Source organism: Kitasatospora sp. NPDC059722 (genome assembly GCF_042733235.1).
Taxonomy (GTDB): Bacteria; Actinomycetota; Actinomycetes; order Streptomycetales; family Streptomycetaceae; genus Kitasatospora.
This window is the reverse complement of the sequence record NZ_JBHWGD010000122.1, coordinates 1-16,329: the sequence shown is the minus strand read 5'-3', so window position 1 is coordinate 16,329 and position 16,329 is coordinate 1. Positions and strand designations below refer to the sequence as shown.

Annotated in this window: 13 protein-coding genes and 1 pseudogene; 8 read left to right on the top strand and 6 right to left on the bottom strand. The window is 72.5% G+C overall.

The window, feature by feature from the left end; all coding sequences use genetic code 11:
• Positions 1-61 precede the first annotated feature (61 nt).
• The 4 genes from ACFV4F_RS38740 to ACFV4F_RS38725 all read right to left on the bottom strand — a co-directional run bounded on the left by ACFV4F_RS38740 (position 62) and on the right by ACFV4F_RS38725 (position 3,307).
• The gene (locus ACFV4F_RS38740) at positions 62-1,525 is read right to left on the bottom strand and encodes a SulP family inorganic anion transporter (RefSeq protein ID WP_380509915.1); all 1,464 of its coding nucleotides are present in this window, start codon (positions 1,523-1,525) and stop codon (positions 62-64) included.
• 44 nt (positions 1,526-1,569) lie between these two features.
• Complete coding sequence (locus ACFV4F_RS38735) at positions 1,570-2,160, bottom strand: carbonic anhydrase (RefSeq protein WP_380509912.1); 591 nt, start codon at positions 2,158-2,160, stop codon at positions 1,570-1,572.
• Positions 2,161-2,362: 202 nt separating this feature from the next.
• The gene (locus ACFV4F_RS38730) at positions 2,363-2,713 is read right to left on the bottom strand and encodes a hypothetical protein (RefSeq protein WP_380509909.1); all 351 of its coding nucleotides are present in this window, start codon (positions 2,711-2,713) and stop codon (positions 2,363-2,365) included.
• Positions 2,714-3,034: 321 nt separating this feature from the next.
• Positions 3,035-3,307 (bottom strand): HPr family phosphocarrier protein, encoded by a 273-nt coding sequence (locus ACFV4F_RS38725; protein ID WP_380509906.1) that lies wholly within the window; start codon positions 3,305-3,307, stop codon positions 3,035-3,037.
• Positions 3,308-3,673: 366 nt separating this feature from the next.
• Between ACFV4F_RS38725 and ACFV4F_RS38720 the strand changes: the two genes are divergently transcribed.
• The 4 genes from ACFV4F_RS38720 to ACFV4F_RS38705 all read left to right on the top strand — a co-directional run bounded on the left by ACFV4F_RS38720 (position 3,674) and on the right by ACFV4F_RS38705 (position 8,355).
• Positions 3,674-4,435 (top strand): DeoR/GlpR family DNA-binding transcription regulator, encoded by a 762-nt coding sequence (locus ACFV4F_RS38720; protein WP_380509903.1) that lies wholly within the window; start codon positions 3,674-3,676, stop codon positions 4,433-4,435.
• Positions 4,432-5,376, top strand: a complete 945-nt coding sequence (gene pfkB / locus ACFV4F_RS38715; RefSeq protein ID WP_380509900.1) for a 1-phosphofructokinase — start codon at positions 4,432-4,434, stop codon at positions 5,374-5,376. The genes ACFV4F_RS38720 and pfkB overlap by 4 nt, the downstream gene beginning before the upstream one ends.
• A gap of 142 nt (positions 5,377-5,518) precedes the next feature.
• Positions 5,519-7,582, top strand: coding sequence for a fructose-specific PTS transporter subunit EIIC (locus ACFV4F_RS38710; RefSeq protein WP_380509897.1), 2,064 nt, complete (start codon positions 5,519-5,521; stop codon positions 7,580-7,582).
• Between the two features lie 98 nt (positions 7,583-7,680).
• Positions 7,681-8,355 carry a hypothetical protein gene (locus ACFV4F_RS38705; protein ID WP_380509894.1) on the top strand — a complete coding sequence of 225 codons (675 nt, stop codon included), beginning with the start codon at positions 7,681-7,683 and terminating at the stop codon, positions 8,353-8,355.
• Between the two features lie 109 nt (positions 8,356-8,464).
• Here ACFV4F_RS38705 and htpG read toward each other — a convergent pair whose 3' ends face one another.
• Both htpG and ACFV4F_RS38695 read right to left on the bottom strand, forming a co-directional pair.
• On the bottom strand, positions 8,465-10,396 hold the full coding sequence (gene htpG / locus ACFV4F_RS38700; RefSeq protein ID WP_380509891.1) for a molecular chaperone HtpG: 1,932 nt from the start codon (positions 10,394-10,396) through the stop codon (positions 8,465-8,467).
• 146 nt (positions 10,397-10,542) lie between these two features.
• Positions 10,543-11,157 carry a hypothetical protein gene (locus ACFV4F_RS38695; protein WP_380447757.1) on the bottom strand — a complete coding sequence of 205 codons (615 nt, stop codon included), beginning with the start codon at positions 11,155-11,157 and terminating at the stop codon, positions 10,543-10,545.
• 209 nt (positions 11,158-11,366) lie between these two features.
• Between ACFV4F_RS38695 and ACFV4F_RS38690 the strand changes: the two genes are divergently transcribed.
• The 4 genes and pseudogenes from ACFV4F_RS38690 (at position 11,367) to ACFV4F_RS38675 (ending at position 16,039) form a co-directional block, all read left to right on the top strand.
• Entirely contained in the window at positions 11,367-12,140 is a 774-nt protein-coding gene (locus ACFV4F_RS38690) for a glycosyltransferase family 2 protein (RefSeq protein WP_380509888.1), read from the top strand.
• 295 nt (positions 12,141-12,435) lie between these two features.
• Positions 12,436-12,804, top strand: coding sequence for a hypothetical protein (locus tag ACFV4F_RS38685; RefSeq protein ID WP_380447741.1), 369 nt, complete (start codon positions 12,436-12,438; stop codon positions 12,802-12,804).
• 293 nt (positions 12,805-13,097) lie between these two features.
• Positions 13,098-14,030 (top strand): annotated as a pseudogene (locus ACFV4F_RS38680) (SDR family NAD(P)-dependent oxidoreductase); the annotation flags it as partial.
• A 215-nt stretch (positions 14,031-14,245) separates the two neighbouring features.
• On the top strand, positions 14,246-16,039 hold the full coding sequence (locus ACFV4F_RS38675) for an FAD-dependent oxidoreductase (protein ID WP_380509885.1): 1,794 nt from the start codon (positions 14,246-14,248) through the stop codon (positions 16,037-16,039).
• Positions 16,040-16,329: the final 290 nt, after the last annotated feature.

The following is a 16,329-nucleotide window of genomic DNA, read 5'->3' as shown; positions in this document are numbered from 1 at the left end:
GTCCTGGTCGATCTGGACGACGACCCGGCCTCGGCGGCGGCGCGGCGTTCCTACCCGGCTGTCACGCCGGGCCGGCCAGGGCGGGGATCAGCCGGACGGCTTCGGGGGCGTGGGCGTTGTGGCGCTCGGCCCAGGTGGTCAGGGCGCTCTGGCAGGCGTGGTCGAGGTGCCGGAGTCCGGTGAGGTCCAGTTCGACGACGCGATCGGCGGGCAGGGCCTCCAGGGCGTCCAGGAGCTTGGGCAGCCGGAGGAACGTGGCGTTGCCGGTCAGGCGGACCCGGACGACGCCGTCGGGCCGCTCGTCCGTCTCCACGTGCAGGCGGGACGTCTCCCAGGCGCTCTTGAGGATCGACAGGCCCAGGCCGATCAGCACGCCTTCGAACATGTTGACCGTGACGATGGCGACGGCTGTGGCGGCGAGGACGAGTGCCTCCGGGCGGTGCTCGCGCCACAGCGGTCCGAGCTGCTTGAACGGCAGCAGCTTGAACCCGGCGTGGACGAGCACACCGGCGAGGGCCGCGACGGGGATGACGGCGAGGGCCGCCGGGAGCAGCGCGGCGAAGAGCAGCAGCCACACGCCGTGCAGCACGCGGGACGCCTTGGTCCGGGCGCCGGCCTGGACGTTGGTCGCGCTGCGGACGATGACCGCGGTCATCGGCAGGGCGCCGAGGGCGCCGCAGAGCGCGTTGCCCGCTCCTTGGGCCATGAGCTCCTTGTCGTAGTCGGTGCGCGGCCCGTCGTGGATCCGGTCGACGGCGGCCGCGCTGAAGAGGCTCTCGGCGGAGGCGACGAGCGTGAAGGCCACGATCGTGACGATCAGGGCGGGGGTGAACTGGCCGAGCACGCCGGCGTCGGGCGGCTGGATGGCGTCCAGGAGGCCCTTGACCTCGACCTTCTTCACCGGGCCGTCGAGCAGCCAGGCGGTGCCGGTGGCGAGCAGGACGGCCACGAGCGCGCCCGGGACGACCCGTACCCTGGCCGGCAGCCGTTGCCACAGGACGATCACGGCGATGGTGCCCGCGCCGATCGCGAAGGACTGGCGGGCGGCGGGTGAGGAGACGAGCTGGGACAGAAGGCCGGGCAGGCCGAGGAGCTTGTCGACGCCGCTCGCGGGGGCGGGCCTGTCGGCCATCGCGTAGAGCTGGCCGGCGATGATGACCAGGCCGATGCCGGCCAGCATGCCCTCGACCACGGCGACGGAGATCGCACGGAACCACCGGCCCCAGCGCAATGCGCCGAGCAGCAGCTGGAGCAGGCCGGTCGCGGCGACGACGACGCCGAGCGCGGGCAGGCCGAACCGCTGCACGGTCTCGGCGACCAGGACGGTCAACCCGGCCGCCGGGCCGCTGACCTGGAGACTGCTGCCGGGCAGCATGCCGGTGACCAGGCCGCCGACGATGCCGGTGATCAGGCCGAGTTCGGCGGGCACGCCCGAGGCGACGGCGACGCCCACGCACAGCGGCAGGGCGACGAGGAACACGACGAGCGAAGCGGTGACGTCGTACTTGAGAGTGGGAAAGCGCATGGGAGCCCTCATCCGTGGAGGTTCGTCGGTGGTGGGCCGCGGCGTCACAGCGGCAGGAAGGCGTCGGTGCCGGGGCGGTGGGTGAGGACCGCGCCGGTGTGCACCTCGTAGAACCAGCCGTGCAGCGCGAGGCGGCCCGCGTCGGCGCGGCGGGCGACGCTCGGATGGGTGCGCAGCCTCGCCAGCTGGTCCAGGACGTGGCGCTGCACGGGGCCGGCGAGGTCCTGGTCCGGCTCCTGGCCGGGTGTCAGTTCGGCGCCCTCGGCGAGCCAGTCCCGCACCGCGGGCACGCCGGTGAGGTCGTCGCCGCGCACGACGGCGCCCACGGCGCCGCAGTGGGAGTGGCCGCACACCACGATGTCCGCGACGCCCAGGACCTCGACCGCGTACTCGATGGTCGCGGCCTCGGCCGACGGCACGCGCGGCCGGTACGGCGGGACGATGTTGCCGGCGGTCCGCATCTCGAAGAGGTCGCCGGGGCGGGCGCCGGTGACGGCGGAGGGGATGATGCGGGAGTCGGAGCAGGTGATGAACAGGGCCTGCGGGTGCTGGCCGGCCGCGAGCCGCTCGAAGTCGTCGGCGGTCTGTGCGGCGCGGCGGTGGAAGGTGCGGGCGTGGTCGATGAATGCTTGCATGTCGGTGCCTCGGGCCCTTCGGAAGTCTTGTGGGGATGGAGACTTCGGGACCGTGCCCGCTCGGTGCGGAGGCAGGTTGCAGCGCGACGGTGATGGCAGGGGCAGCACTGCCGTGGACCGTCGCGAACCGCCGTGACGCGCGGTGGCGTGGACGTGTGGGTGTCCGTGCCACCGGTGAGCGTGCGGGCGCGGTCGGCGCCGATCAGCAGCGGAACACCTGGAGGACCGCCGCTCTGGGCTGTCTGCGGGCCCAGTACGGCGCGTCGGGGCCACCGGCCGGCGACGCGGTCCCGGGGGAGGGCGCTTCGTCGGCGAGGACGGAGGTCAACTCGGCTCGGCGCTCGGGGACTTCGACGTTCCGGGGCCGGGTCCAGCAGAGGCCGGGCAGGTTCTTGGGGGCCGGCGCGTCCTCGGCGAGTTTCGCCTGCGCGACGACCCGTGGGCAGCCGTCCTCCCGGAGGAGCGCGGCCGTGGACTGGGAGAGCATCAGTACGCCGAGCACGGCCAGGAGGGCCACGGCGACGGCACCGGCGACCCTCCCGACCAGAGACATTACTGATTCCTTCCGCACCCTTGGCTTTTTCTTGAACTCCTGTCGAGGATGACGAGCGTGAAAGGGAGTCAGTTCCGATAGGCCGGTGAACAATGCGTGAATCAGTATTGCCGGATGAGTGAGAACGGGGCGCGGCCGGGGTGGTATTCGGCATGGCCCATCACGAATTCCTCACCCTTTTCTGATCGGAATCCGATAGTCCGGGTATTCGCAATTGCCGCCCTGTCGGACGGGGAGTCGGGGCCGGCGTCACCTCATGGACGACCGCGCCGAGGGCCGTCGCCCGTGCGCGCCTCTTCATCACTCGTTCGCCGTGCTCGCTCATGCCGCCGCGTCGAGGTCGGAGGCGAGCAGGTCGGCGAGCTCCTTGAGCGCGTCCTGGGCGCCGTCGCCGGCCGCGACGAGCTCCAGGGTCTCGCCGCAGCCGGCGGCCAGGGCGAGGACGGACAGCAGGCTGCGGGCGTCGACCGGCGGCTGGCCCGGGCGGCCGACCGTGACCTTGACCGCCTGGCGGGCCGCGGCCTGGACGAGCAGGGACGCCGGGCGGGCGTGCAGGCCGCTCCGGGAGCCGACGGTGACCTGGATCGAGTGCATGGGAGTCCTTGGAGGAGGTGGAGGAGACGGATGAGGTGAAGGAAGTGACCGCCGACCCGGGTGGGAACCGGGTCGGCAGGGGAGTGGGGCACGGTGGTCCGCGCACGGGGTGAAGCGCGGGCCACCGTGTTCGCGCCGGGTCTTCGCGGTACGGGGGCAGTGGCGGAGACCGGGCGGTCGGTGGTTTCACGCCCGTTAGCGTGTTGTTTCGTTTGGTTCTACGCCCGGACATCGAGGGATGTCAACACATTCGGGCAATCGGGGTTCGCGGGCCCAGGGCTGGCGCGATCGCTTGCTTTTTCGGCCGGAGCGCGTATGGTCGGGCCTCATCAGGCGTAAACGGACATGAAACGGACTCGATCCCACATGTATGCACCCGAGCGGCAGCAACAGATCCTTCGCCTCACACAGGAGCAGGGCAGGGTGGACGTGCCGACGCTGGCCGAGGACTTCGGCGTCACGCAGGAGACCATCCGGCGTGACCTGAGCGCCATGGACCGGGCCGGACTGCTGCACCGGGTGCACGGCGGCGCCCTGCCCGCCGGCGCACTGCACCTGGAACCCGGCCTGGCCGAACGGGACTCCACCGCCGCCGCCGAGAAGGAGCGCATCGCCAAGGCGGCCCTGGCCCTCCTGCCCGCGGAGGGCAGCGTGATCCTGGACGCGGGGACGACCGTCTCCCGGCTGGCCGGCCTGCTGCCCGCCGACTGCGCCCTCACCGTCGTCACCAACGCCCTCCCCGTCGCCGCCAGGCTCGCCGACCACCCGGCGCTCGCCCTCCACCTGGTCGGCGGGCGGCTGCGCCACCGCACCCAGGCCGCCGTCGACGCCTGGGCGCTGCGCGACCTGGCCGACGTCCACGCGGACGTCGCGGTCGTCGCCACCAACGGCTTCTCCCCGGAGGGAGGGCTGTCCACCCCGGACCTCGCCGAGGCGGCCGTCAAACGCGCCATGCTCACCGGCGCCCGCCGCGTGGTGCTGGTCGCCGACTCCTCCAAGTACGGCGTCCGCCACTTCGCCCGGTTCGGCTCGCTGGACCAGGTCGACGTGCTCGTCACGGACACTGGACTGACCGACGAGCAGACCGCACAGATCGAGAACCTCGGACCGGAAGTCATCCGCGCATGATCGTCACCATCACCCCGAACCCCAGCCTCGACCGCACCTACGAGCTGGGAACGCTCATCCCGGGCGAGGTCAACCGGGCCGCGCACGACCGGCTCGACCCCGGCGGCAAGGGCGTCAACGTCTCCCGCGCGCTCACGGCCGCCGGCCACCGCACCACCGCCGTCCTGCCGCTGGGCGGCCCCTCCGGACACCTGCTCGCCGACCTGCTGCGCCGCCAGGGCATCGACGTCGCGGCGGTCGCGATCTCGGGCGACACCCGCATCAACGTCTCGATCGCCGAGGACGGCGGCAGCGTCACGAAGGTCAACGCGGTGGGCCCCGAGCTCAGCGCCGCCGAGTCGGCCGCGCTGCTGGCACTGGTCCGCGAGGACCACCTGGGGAACGATGTCGACTGGCTGGCCTGCTGCGGCAGCCTGCCTCGCGGACTGGCACCGGAGTGGTACGCGGAACTGGTCGCCCAGGTGCACTCGGGGGGCGCCCGGATCGCCCTGGACACCTCCGGCCCCGCGCTGCTCGCCGCGCTGTCGGCCCGTCCCGACGTGGTCAAGCCCAACCGCGAGGAACTCGCGGAGGCCGTGGGCCGCCCGGTCGCCACCGTCGGCGACGCCGTCGACGCGGCCGGGGAACTGCGCAAGCGCGGCGCCCAGCAGGTCCTCGCCAGCCTCGGTGCGGACGGGATGCTGCTGATCGCCGACGAGGGCAGCTGGTACGGCAGCGCACCGGTCGCCGCCGTCCGCAGCGACGTGGGAGCGGGCGACGCCTCGCTCGCGGGCTTCCTCGGAGCCGGTGGCACCGGCCCCGGGGCACTCGCGGCTGCCCTGGCGCACGGGGCCGCCGCCGTACAACTGCCGGGGAGCGTCATGCCGACCCCGGCCGATCTGGACCCGGCCGCGGTGGTCGTGACGGCGGACATCCCGCTCGAACGGCCGCTCCGCGGTTGAGCCCGCGGTTGAGTCCGCGGTTGAGTCCGCGGTTGAGAACGGCCTCTGCCTTGAGGCACCACGCCCGACCGTGTGGGACGGAACGGCGACCATTCCCGGGGGCAAGGGAACACTGTCAGGCACCAGTCGAAGGACCGACACGATGAGCGACACCAGCGGACTGATCACACCCGCACTCGTTGATCTCCACCTCGCCCCCCAGGACAAGAGCGAAGCCCTCCGCGCCCTCGCCCAGCGGCTGGTCGCCGAGGGCCGGGTCACCGATCTCGACGGCTTCCTCGCCGACGTCGCCGCCCGCGAGGCCCAGGCCCCGACCGGGATGGGCGACGGGATCGGCATTCCGCACTGCAGATCGCCCCACGTCACGCGGCCGAGCGTGGCCTTCGGCCGGAGCGCCAGGGGAGTGGACTTCGACGCCCCGGACGGGCGGCCCGCCGACCTGATCTTCATGATCGCGGCACCGGCGGGCGCGGACGACGCCCACCTGCGGATCCTCGCCGCGCTGGCCGGCCGGCTGATGGATCCCGCGTTCACCGGCGCCCTGCGCGATGCCGAGAGCCCGGGCGCCGTCGCCGCCCTGGTCAACGGCGAGGAGCCGCCGGTCGCTGCTGCTCCGGAGCCCGCCGCCGTCGCGGAGTCGCCCGATCCGGAGACGCCCGCTCCTGAGACGGCCGCTCCGGAAGCGGCCGACGCCGACGCCGGGCTTCGGCTGGTCGCGGTGACCTCGTGCCCGACCGGCATCGCCCACACCTACATGGCCGCCAAGGCGCTCGAACTGGCCGCCGCCCGGGCGGGTGTGCGGATCCAGGTCGAGACCCAGGGGTCCGCCGGGACGACGCCGCTGGCTCCCGAGGTGATCGCGGCGGCCGACGCGGTGATCTTCGCCCATGACGTCGAGGTCCGCGACCGCGCCCGCTTCGCCGGCAAGCCGACCGTGGACGTGGGCGTGAAGGCCGCCGTCAACCGGGCCGACGACCTGATCGCCCAGGCCGCCGGGCTGGTCGCCGAGACCGGCAGCGGCGCCCGTGCCGCCGCCGCCCCGGTCGCCGCACCGAGCGCGCCGAGCGCACTGAGTGGGACGACTGGCGAACACTGGGCCCAGCGGCTGCGCAAGTACCTGATGACGGGCGTCAGTTACATGATCCCGTTCGTCGCGGCCGGCGGCCTGCTGATCGCCCTCGCCTTCGCGATCGGCGGGTACCGGATCGCCTCCGCCCCGTCCGTGCTGGGCCATTTCGACTGGACCTCCTCGCACAGCTGGGCAGCGATGCTGTTCCAGACCGGCAAGACGTCCTTCGGCTTCCTGGTCCCGGTCCTCTCCGGATACATCGCCTGGGCGATCGCGGACCGGGCGGCGCTGGCCGCCGGCATCGCCGGTGGTGCCGTCTCGGTGGCGGTCGGCGCCGGCTTCCTCGGCGGCATCGTGTCCGGCCTGGCCGCGGGCTTCCTGGTGCTGTGGATGATCCGGTGGAACGTGCCGCGGGCGATCCGGGGCATCATGCCGGTGGTGGTGATCCCGCTCCTGTCGGTGGCGGCGGTCGGCTTCCTGATGTTCGTGGTGGTGGGCTCGCCGATCGCCTCGGCGATGAGCGGCCTGACCGACTGGCTGAACGGCCTCTCCGGCTCCAACGCGATCCTCCTCGGCGTGCTGCTCGGCGCGATGATGGCCTTCGACATGGGCGGCCCGCTCAACAAGGTCGCCTACACCTTCGCGGCCGGTGCGCTCACCGCCGCGGGAACCACCCCGGACGCCGGCAGCCTGAAGGTGATGGCCGCCGTGATGGCCGCGGGCATGACCCCGCCGCTGGGCATGGCGCTGGCGACCGTCGTCCGGCGCCGGCTGTTCACCCCCGAGGAGCGCGAGAACGGCAAGGCGGCCTGGGTGCTCGGAGCGTCGTTCATCACCGAAGGCGCCATCCCCTTCGCGGCGGCCGATCCGCTGCGGGTCATCCCGGCGAACATGGTGGGCAGCATGACCGCCGGCGGCCTGGTGATGGCCTTCGGTTCCACCCTGCGGGCCCCGCACGGCGGAATCTGGGTGCTCCCGCTGATCGGCAGCCCCTTCCTGTACCTGGTCGCGGTCGTGGCCGGCACGGTGGTCACCACGGGAGTGGTCGTCGTGCTCAAGGGGATGCGCAGGCCCGCCGTCCCGGCGGCCCCGGACGCCGTGCGGTCGGGCGCCGAGCAGGAGCTGGTCGGCGCCTGACCGGACGGCCCGCGAGGTGCGTCCGGGGTGATCCGGCAGTCGGCAGCGGAACATATCGTTGTGGCGATCACCATCGGAGCACACACACGGGGGCACACATGACCGTTCACCGGCCAGGACTGCCGGAGGACCTTCCGCCGGCCGAGGAACTGTGGGCGCGCTGGGCGCTTCTCGCCGCCCTTGAGGCGACCACCGAGTACGAGGAGCGCCCGCCGCGTCACCGGACGGGCCGGTGGATCGATGACGACGGCCTCCACTGGGACGACTGCGGCTGCACGTGGTGGGTCATGTCGAAGGAGGGCGAGGGCCGGTTCGTGCTCTACGGCGAGGACGAGGCGAGCCGCGTCAAGTGGCACGAGCCGGCGATCGACGTGCTGGCGGGCGGCCCGGACTGGCTGCCCTACGAGGAGCTGCGGGACCGGCTCGAAGGCCACGAGATCGGCTGCGTCTACTGGTACGAGAACGGCGCCTGGGCCCGGGCGCCGTACCCGGACGACCTCGGCGACGACGGCCTGGACTGCGGCATGAGCTGCTTCATCGAACGCGGCGAGGTCCTGGGCGAGCTGACGGACAACCTGGACGACACGGTCGACGGGCCGAGCGCGGACAGCCTCCTGGCCGACGCGGAAGCGTACCGACTGGATCCGCGCAGGCTGCTGGAACGGCTGGCCGAGACCAACCAGTACGACGATCCATTGGACCAGCCGGCCATCGTCCGGGCGCTGGTCCGCGCAGGTCTGACGGGGGAGTTCGCGGCGCCCGTCACGTCCTGACGGGCAGGACGGCGGCGGCTGTCACGCCCTGACGGGCGGTGCGGGGTGCGGCCGGCCAGGCCGGTCGGCGTCGGCCGATCGGCGTCCGGCGGGCCGCACCCGGCGGGGGTTACAGGGTGCGGGTGAGGCGATCGGTCAGCAGGCGGGTGAAGCGGGCCGGGTCGGGCAGGTCGCCGCCTTCCGCCAGCAGGGCACTGCCGTGGACGAGTTCGGCGAGGTCGGCGAGTGCCGGGTCGTCCGCGTTCGTCTCGTGTGCCCCGCGCAGGGCGGTGATGAGCGGGTGGGTGGGGTTGAGTTCGAGGATCCGCTTGACGGCGGGGAGTTCCTGGCCCATCGCCCGGTACATCTTCTCCAGGGTGGGGGTCAGGTCCTGGGCGTCGCCGACCAGGCACGCCGCGGAGGTGGTCAGGCGGGTGGAGAGGCGGACCTGCTTGACGTGCTCGGCCAGGGTGGTTTGGAGCCAGCCGAGGAGGGCGGCGAAGTCCTGTTCGCGCCGGGCCTTCTCGGTCTTCGCCTCGTCGCTGCCGTCGCCGTCGGAGTCGTCGTCGAGGTCGACCTGGCCCTTGGCGATCGACTGGAAGCGGTGGCCGTCGAAGGAGGGGATCTGGTCGGTCCAGATCTCGTCGATGGGGTCGGTGAGGATCAGGACCTCGTAGCCCTTGGCGGTGAAGGCCTCCATGTGCGGGGAGTTCTCCACCATCGCCCGGTTCTCGCCGGTCAGGTAGTAGATGGTGTCCTGGCCGTCCTTCATCCGCGCGACGTACTCGCGCAGCGCGGTCGGCTCCTGCGGATCGTTGGTCGAGGCGACGCTGACCAGCTCCAGCAGGGCGTCGGTGTTGTCGCGGTCCTCGATCAGGCCTTCCTTGAGGACGCGGCCGAACTGGTCCCACAGCTTGAGGTAGGCCCCGGTGTCGGTGGCCCGCGTGCTCTTGAGGGCGCCGAGGACCTTCTTGACCAGGCGCCGGCGCACGGCGGTGATCTGGCGGTCGTGCTGCAGGATCTCGCGGGAGACATTGAGGGAGAGGTCGTGGGCGTCGACGACGCCCTTGACGAACCGCAGGTAGTTCGGCATCAGCGCGTCGCAGTCGTCCATGATGAACACGCGCTTGACGTACAGCTGCACACCCCGCTTGGTGTCGCGGGAGAACAGGTCGAACGGGGCGTGGGCGGGGATGAACAGCAGCGCCTCGTACTCGAAGGTGCCCTCGGCGCGCATGTGGATCGTCTCGGCCGGGTCCTGCCAGTCGTGGCTGATCTGCTGGTAGAACTCGTTGTACTCGGCCTCGGTCACCTCGCTGCGCGGGCGGGCCCACAGCGCCTTCATCGAGTTCAGCGTCTCCGGCTCGCCCGGGCGCTCGGTCCCGTCCTGGTCCCCGGCGGAGGTCTCGGCGGCCATGCGGATGGGCCAGCGGATGAAGTCCGAGTACTGCTTGACGATCTGGCGGACCTTCCACGCGGCCAGGTAGTCGCCCAGCCCGTCCTCGCCGTCCGCCGGCTTGAGGTGCAGCGTGACCGACGTGCCCACCGGCAGGTCGCCGGCCTCCGCGATCGTGTAGGTCCCCTCGCCGTCGGACTCCCACACGGTGCCCTGCTCGGAGCCGGCCCGGCGCGTCCGCAGGGTGACCTTGTCGGCGACCATGAACGCCGAGTAGAAGCCGACCCCGAACTGGCCGATCAGGCTCTGTGCGGCGGCCGCGTCCTTGGTCTCCTTGATCTTCGCCAGCAGGCTCGCGGTGCCGGACTTGGCGATGGTGCCGATCAGGTCGACGACGTCGTCGCGGGTCATGCCGATGCCGTTGTCCCGCACCGTCAGGGTGCGGGCGTCCCGGTCGATGTCCAGCGTGATGTGCAGGTCGGAGGTGTCGGCGTCGAGGCCGGTGTCGGTGAGGGACTCCAGGCGGAGCTTGTCGAGGGCGTCGGAGGCGTTGGAGATCAGCTCGCGCAGGAAGATGTCCTTGTTCGAGTAGATCGAGTGGATCACCAGCTGCAGCAACTGGCGGGTCTCCGCCTGGAACTCCAGCGTCTGGGTCGGGCTGGCCACGGGGGGCGTCTCCTTCGAGAAGTGGAAATGGGTTCGGAACGGTGGGGAAGGCAGGGGCGGCCCGCACGCCGAGAGCCGTCGGAGCATCAACTCGTGCTCCCCGCCGGAGTGGTGCTCCTGCGGGCCGGCGGGTCACGGCGTGGGGGTCACGGCCCGGCCGGTGGTCTGTGGCGCTGCCGGCCGCTGGCGGCGCGCAACTGGTCTGTACGGGCGGTGAGTTGATCGAGCCGGTCGGCGATCTTCGGGTGGCTCGCTCCCAGGAGGGGGCGGGCTGCGGCGAGCGGGGCGAGCAGGCGGACGGGGTCGTCGTGGCCGAGTGCCTCCAGGAGGCGTTCCACGGCGGGGGCCGCCTGGGGGGCGAGGTCGTCCAGGGCGCCGATCTGACCCGCGAGGCGGCGCAGGTCGGCGGCGTTCTCGCGCGCCCAGCCGGTCACCGCGCGGTCGGCCGCGCGCTGGTCGCGGGTGGCCCGGACGCGCTGCTCGCCGGTGCTGCCCGCCCGGGTGCCCGCCTCGGCGTCGGGACGCAGGCGCAGGTAGCGCCGCTCGGCGGCCTGGCGGCTCCGGACCCCCATGGGCTCGGCGAGGTCGGCCCAGGTCGCGCCGGCGCCGCGGGCGGTCTCGATCAGGCCGGTCTCCCAGCCGGCGAGCTCTTCGCGCAGGTGGCGCAGCAGAAGCAGCGCGGACAGGGCCTCCCGCGGGTCGTCCTGGCCCGCGTCGTCCGGGGGTGCGTGGCGGGCGGTGCGGGCGGCGGCGTCCATCATGCCCAGCGCGGCGGCGGCGGCGAGGAACGAGGCCGGGCTCACCCCGGCCGCGCCGGTGTTCTGCGTGTTCAGTGCCGTCGCCCTTTCGCTGACCAGAGGACTGTCATCGCATGGATGACAGGCTACGCGAACGCCGTCGCGTGACACCAGTAGCCTTGACCGGCGACAACGACATCCGTGACGACTCCGAACTCGGTAAGGAGCACCCCGTGCCACTCGTTTCCGTGGTGATGCCGGTACACAATTCGGCCGCCACTCTCGGCGCGTCGGTACGTTCCGTGCTTGCGCAGACGCACGCCGACGTCGAGCTGCTGATCACCGACGACGCGTCCACCGACGACTCCATGGACCTGCTGCAGGACTTGGCCCGCCGCGACGAGCGCGTGCGCCCGCAGGCGGCACCCGAGCAGGGCGGCGCGGCCAGGGCCCGCAACCTCGCCATGGCGCGGGCGCGGGGGGAGTACGTGGCGCTGCTGGACAGCGACGACATGTGGCTCCCGGAGAAGCTGGAGCGGCAGCTCGCGTTCGCCGCCGAGGGCGATGCCCCACTGACGTTCACCTCGTACTACAAGGTCGCTGGCGACTTCACGGGCGAGGCCTGCGACTTCACGCCGAACGGGCGGGTGGTGGAGGCGCGGGAGCGCGTGACGTACCGGGACATGCTGGTGCAGGACCACATCGGGGCCCTGACCGCCATGTACGACCGGACGGTGCTGGGCACGAGGCTGATGCCGGACATGCCGAAGCGGCAGGACTACGCGCTGTGGCTGGCGATCATGCGGGACGGGCACCCCGCCCGGGGCCTGCGGGAACCGCTGGCGGTCTACCGGGCCGGCCGGGCGGGGTCGCTGTCCTCGAACAAGCTGGCGCTGGTCGAGCACAACTGGGCGCTGTACCGCGACCACGAGCGGCTGTCGGTCCTCCGGTCGGTCGGGGCGCTGGCCGGGGCGACGTGGCACTCCGTGCGGAAGTCCCGGATCTAGCGCCGCGGCCCGGGCACGTCCGGCAGGTACGGCTGCGCCTCCCGGGGACCGGCGGCAGGTACAGGCGGCTGTCCGTGAAGGTGAGGTGGGCGGCGCCGGGGACGGTGAGCCGGTGGCTCGTCGCGGAGTCGGCGGCCGGCGATGTCCACGGCCGACCACGTCGGTGCCTGGCCGTGAAGCCCAGCCGGGCGATGGATCTTTAGGCCGGAAAGTCGCTATCCGAAACCGGTGTTCGAACCGTAGGAATGGCTTCACGGCCCGACCGGCCGCCCCCGAACAGAAGGAGCCATCACCCATGATCCGCCTCCGCACCACCTGTATGGCCATCGCCGGCACCGCGGCGATGTTCGCCCTGACCGCGGCGCCCGCCCAGGCCGCCCCGGGCGACGTCACGACCACGTGCGGAAGCACTCTCACCCCGGCCGGCTACGTCGATGTGAGTTGGGGTTACAGCAGCAGTTGCGGTACGCAGAGCTTCAGCCCGAACATCAAGCAGATAAAGCAGCTCACCGGACTGCCCGTCGGCACCGTGGTCCAGGCCTGCTCCACCACCTACCCGCCCGCGGGCTGGGTCCAGACCGGCTCGTACTACACCAGCAGCTGCGTCGCCTGGTCGAACCCGAGCTTCAACAACAACGCCTGGCAGCTGAAGCGCGTCTCCTGATCCGGCGACTCCGGCTGCATCCCGGCCCCTGCCCCTGACCGGCCTCGAGGAGGAGGCGCTCGGCCGCGCCGGGTGGCGGGACACCGCCGAGCGGGTGCTGCTCCTGATTGTCGGGAGACACGGCGGCCCTTGCTGCGTTGGGCCCGCGCGATGTCGGTCGGCTGTCAGCGGGGAGGGTGTCCTGTCGGTGGGATGTGAGTGGCCTCCGGGACCGTTGGGAAGCGGGCGTGGCCGGCTGTGAAGGCGCGGCCACGCTCTCCTCCAGATCCCTTTCGAGCTTCCGGGAGCGCGCCATGTCCTCCGTACCTCACGTCCCGCACTGGGACGTCCACCGCCTGCCTCGCGCCGAGGGAAAGTGCTTCCTCGTCACCGGCGGCAACGCGGGCATCGGGTACTTCGTCGCCGAGCAGCTGGCCGGCACCGGGGCCACGGTCGTCCTCGGCAGCCGGGACCGTGCCAAGGCCGAAGCCGCGATCGGCTCCATCGGCTCGCGCGTGCCCGGCGCCGATGTGAAGTACGTGCCCCTGGACCTGGCCGACCTCGCCTCGCTCAAGGCGTCCGTGGACGCGCTCGGGCTGGATCGCCTCGACGCGGTCGTCCACAACGCCGGTGTGGCGCTCGACCATCCGCCGCGCCGTGAAACGGCGGACGGACACGAGCTGATGTTCGCGACCAACCACCTGGGGCACTTCGCGCTGACCCACCACCTGGCCCCGCTGCTCACGGCGACACCGGGGAGCCGGGTCGTCACCACCGGCAGCTTCGCCGCCAAGTCCGAACGCCTGGACCTCGACGACCTCCAGAGCGCGCACGACTACCGGCCCAAGCGCGCCTATGCACGCTCCAAGCTGGCCCAGATGCTCTTCGCCCTCGAACTCGACCGCCGCCTGCGCGCCGCCGACAGCACGACGGTGAGCGTGCTCGTCCACCCCGGTGGCGCGCTCGACTCCCTCACCCCCTCCCGCCCGCCGGTCCACGTCCGCACGACAGGCGAGCGGCTGAGCCGGCTGCCGCTCGGCCTCGTCGTCCAGGGCAAGGACGCCGCCGCATGGCCCGCCGTCCGGGCCGTACTCGACCCGGCCGTGCGGGGCGGCCGGATGCTGAGTCCCCGGGCGTTCGGACTGCGCGGTACGCCCAGGACCGAACCCCTCTGAAACCACTTGGCCGACACGGTGACCGCGGCACGCCTCTGGACGGCCAGCCGCGACCTGACCGGCACCGACCCGACCTTCAGCACGGCGGACACCGCCGTCCTCTCCAGGGATCCGGGTGGGCCGACGGGCGCTCGGGAGCGCCTCCCGGGCGAGGTGAACTGGTCCCGCTGAGGGCTCGGGGTCGGCGGGCCCGCACACCTCGCCGCCCACTCCCGTCCGCGCGCCCTGCTCGGCCCCCCGCGGTGGGGCCGACCGTGCCTCCCACGTGTGCAACTCGTTGACCGGGCATGCGAACGATCACAGCAGCCGCACACACCCGGCGCGCTCTGCTCGCCACGGGGGCCGGGGCGGCCACCGGCCTCGCGCTGACCGCCACCGGGCAGGCGCGGGCGGCGCGACCGTTCGATGGGCGGCCGGGACGGCGGGTCGCCGTGCTCGGCGGCGGGGTCGCCGGTCTGAGCGCGGCGCAGGAACTGGCCGAACGCGGTTACCGGGTGACGGTCTACGAACGCAACACGGTACTGGGCGGCAAGGCCCGCAGCATGGACGTGCCCGGCACCGCCAGGGGCGGCCGGCGCCCGCTGCCCGGCGAACACGGATTCCGCTTCTTCCCCGGCTTCTACCGCAACCTGCCCGACACCCTGCGCCGGATCCCGGTGCCCGGCGGGCCGCTCGGCCGCACCGTCCACGACAACCTGGTGAACGCCACCGAGGAGCTGTTCCCCCGAGCCGGAGGACGCCCGGCGCTGCGGCTGCCGTTCCGCACCGTGACCACGCTCCCGGTGCTCGGCGAACTGCTGCCCGACGCACTGCTCCAGACGCTGACGGGGCTGCTGGACACCGCCCTGCACCTGCCGGCCACCGAGGTGGCGTACTTCGCCAACCGGCTGCTGGTCCACTTCACCAGCTGCGAACTGCGCCGCTACGAGCAGTGGGAGCGCGTGCCGTGGTGGCGGTTCATCCGGGCCGGCGAGATGTCCTACGACTACCAACGGCTGCTCGGCGTCGGCATCACCCGCAACGTCGTCGCGACCAGGGCCGAGGAGGCCAGCACCCGCTCCGTCGCCCGGATCCTCCAGGCGTTCGTCTACAACATCCTGGGCCAGGGCAACGACGGCGAGCCGGACCGCGTCCTCAACGCCCCGACCGGCGAGGCCTGGATCGGCCCCTGGGAGGTCCACCTGCGCTCCCTCGGCGTCCGGTTCGAACTCGGCGCCGAGGTAGAGGAGTTGATGTACCGGGACGGCCGGATCGCCGGCGTTCGGCTGCGGGACGCGAACACCCCCGTACTCGCCGACCACTACCTCAGCGCGATGCCGGTCGAACACGCCCGCGCCACGTGGGGCCCCGGGCTGCGCGCCGCCGACCCGCAACTCGCCCGCTGCGACCGGCTCCGCACCGACTGGATGGTCGGCGTCCAGTTCTACCTGCGCCGCCGCACCCCGATCGTGCACGGCCACGTCGACCTGGTCGACTCGCCCTGGGCCGTCACCTGCATCGGCCAGGCCCAGTTCTGGCCCGACCGGGACTTCCGCCGCGACTACGGCGACGGTCAGGTGGCCGACTGCCTCTCGGCGATCGTCTCGCAGTGGGACACCCCGGGGATCGTCTACGGCAAGCCCGCGCTCAAGTGCTCCCGCGAGGAGGTGGTGCGCGAGACCTGGGCGCAGCTCAAGGACTCCCTCAACAGCGGCGGCCGGCGCGTCCTGGACGACGCGGACCTGGTCACCTGGTTCATCGACCCGGCCGTCACCGGCCTCGGCGGCCCGGAGCCGGCCAACCGCGAGCAGCTGCTCATCCACCCGGCGGGCACGGTGTACAACCGTCCGTCCGCCGCGACCGCCGTCCCCAACCTCTTCCTGGCCGGCGACTACGTCGCCACCGACATCGACCTGGCCACCATGGAGGGCGCCAACGAATCCGCCCGCCGGGCCGTCAACGCCCTGCTCGACGCCGACGGTTCACCGGCCCCGCGCTGCCAGGTGTGGCCGCTGTACCGGCCGCCGGAACTGGCCGCCCTCCAGCAACAGGACGAGACCCGCTACCGCCGGGGCCTGCCGAACGCCCTCGACCTGGGCTGACGGCCGGCTGCCGGGCGTCCGAGGGCCGAGGCCGGTGGAGGGAAGCGGCGGGGGAGCGGTCCGGCCACGTCGAGCCGTAATTCCCCAGGGTTCTGTGCCGCCGGACGGCGGCTCGCGCAGGCGGGAACCAGTGCGGTCAGTCTGATCGTTCCATCCCTGATCTTGCAGGGTATCCCCGGCTTCAGCCGGGGAGGGATGCATCCTTGGCCCGGAGCCGCGAAGCGGCGGAGAACGCTGCGTTGTCGGTGGGGTGCACTAGCTTGACCACATCGACCGAAAGGGGGTGGGCT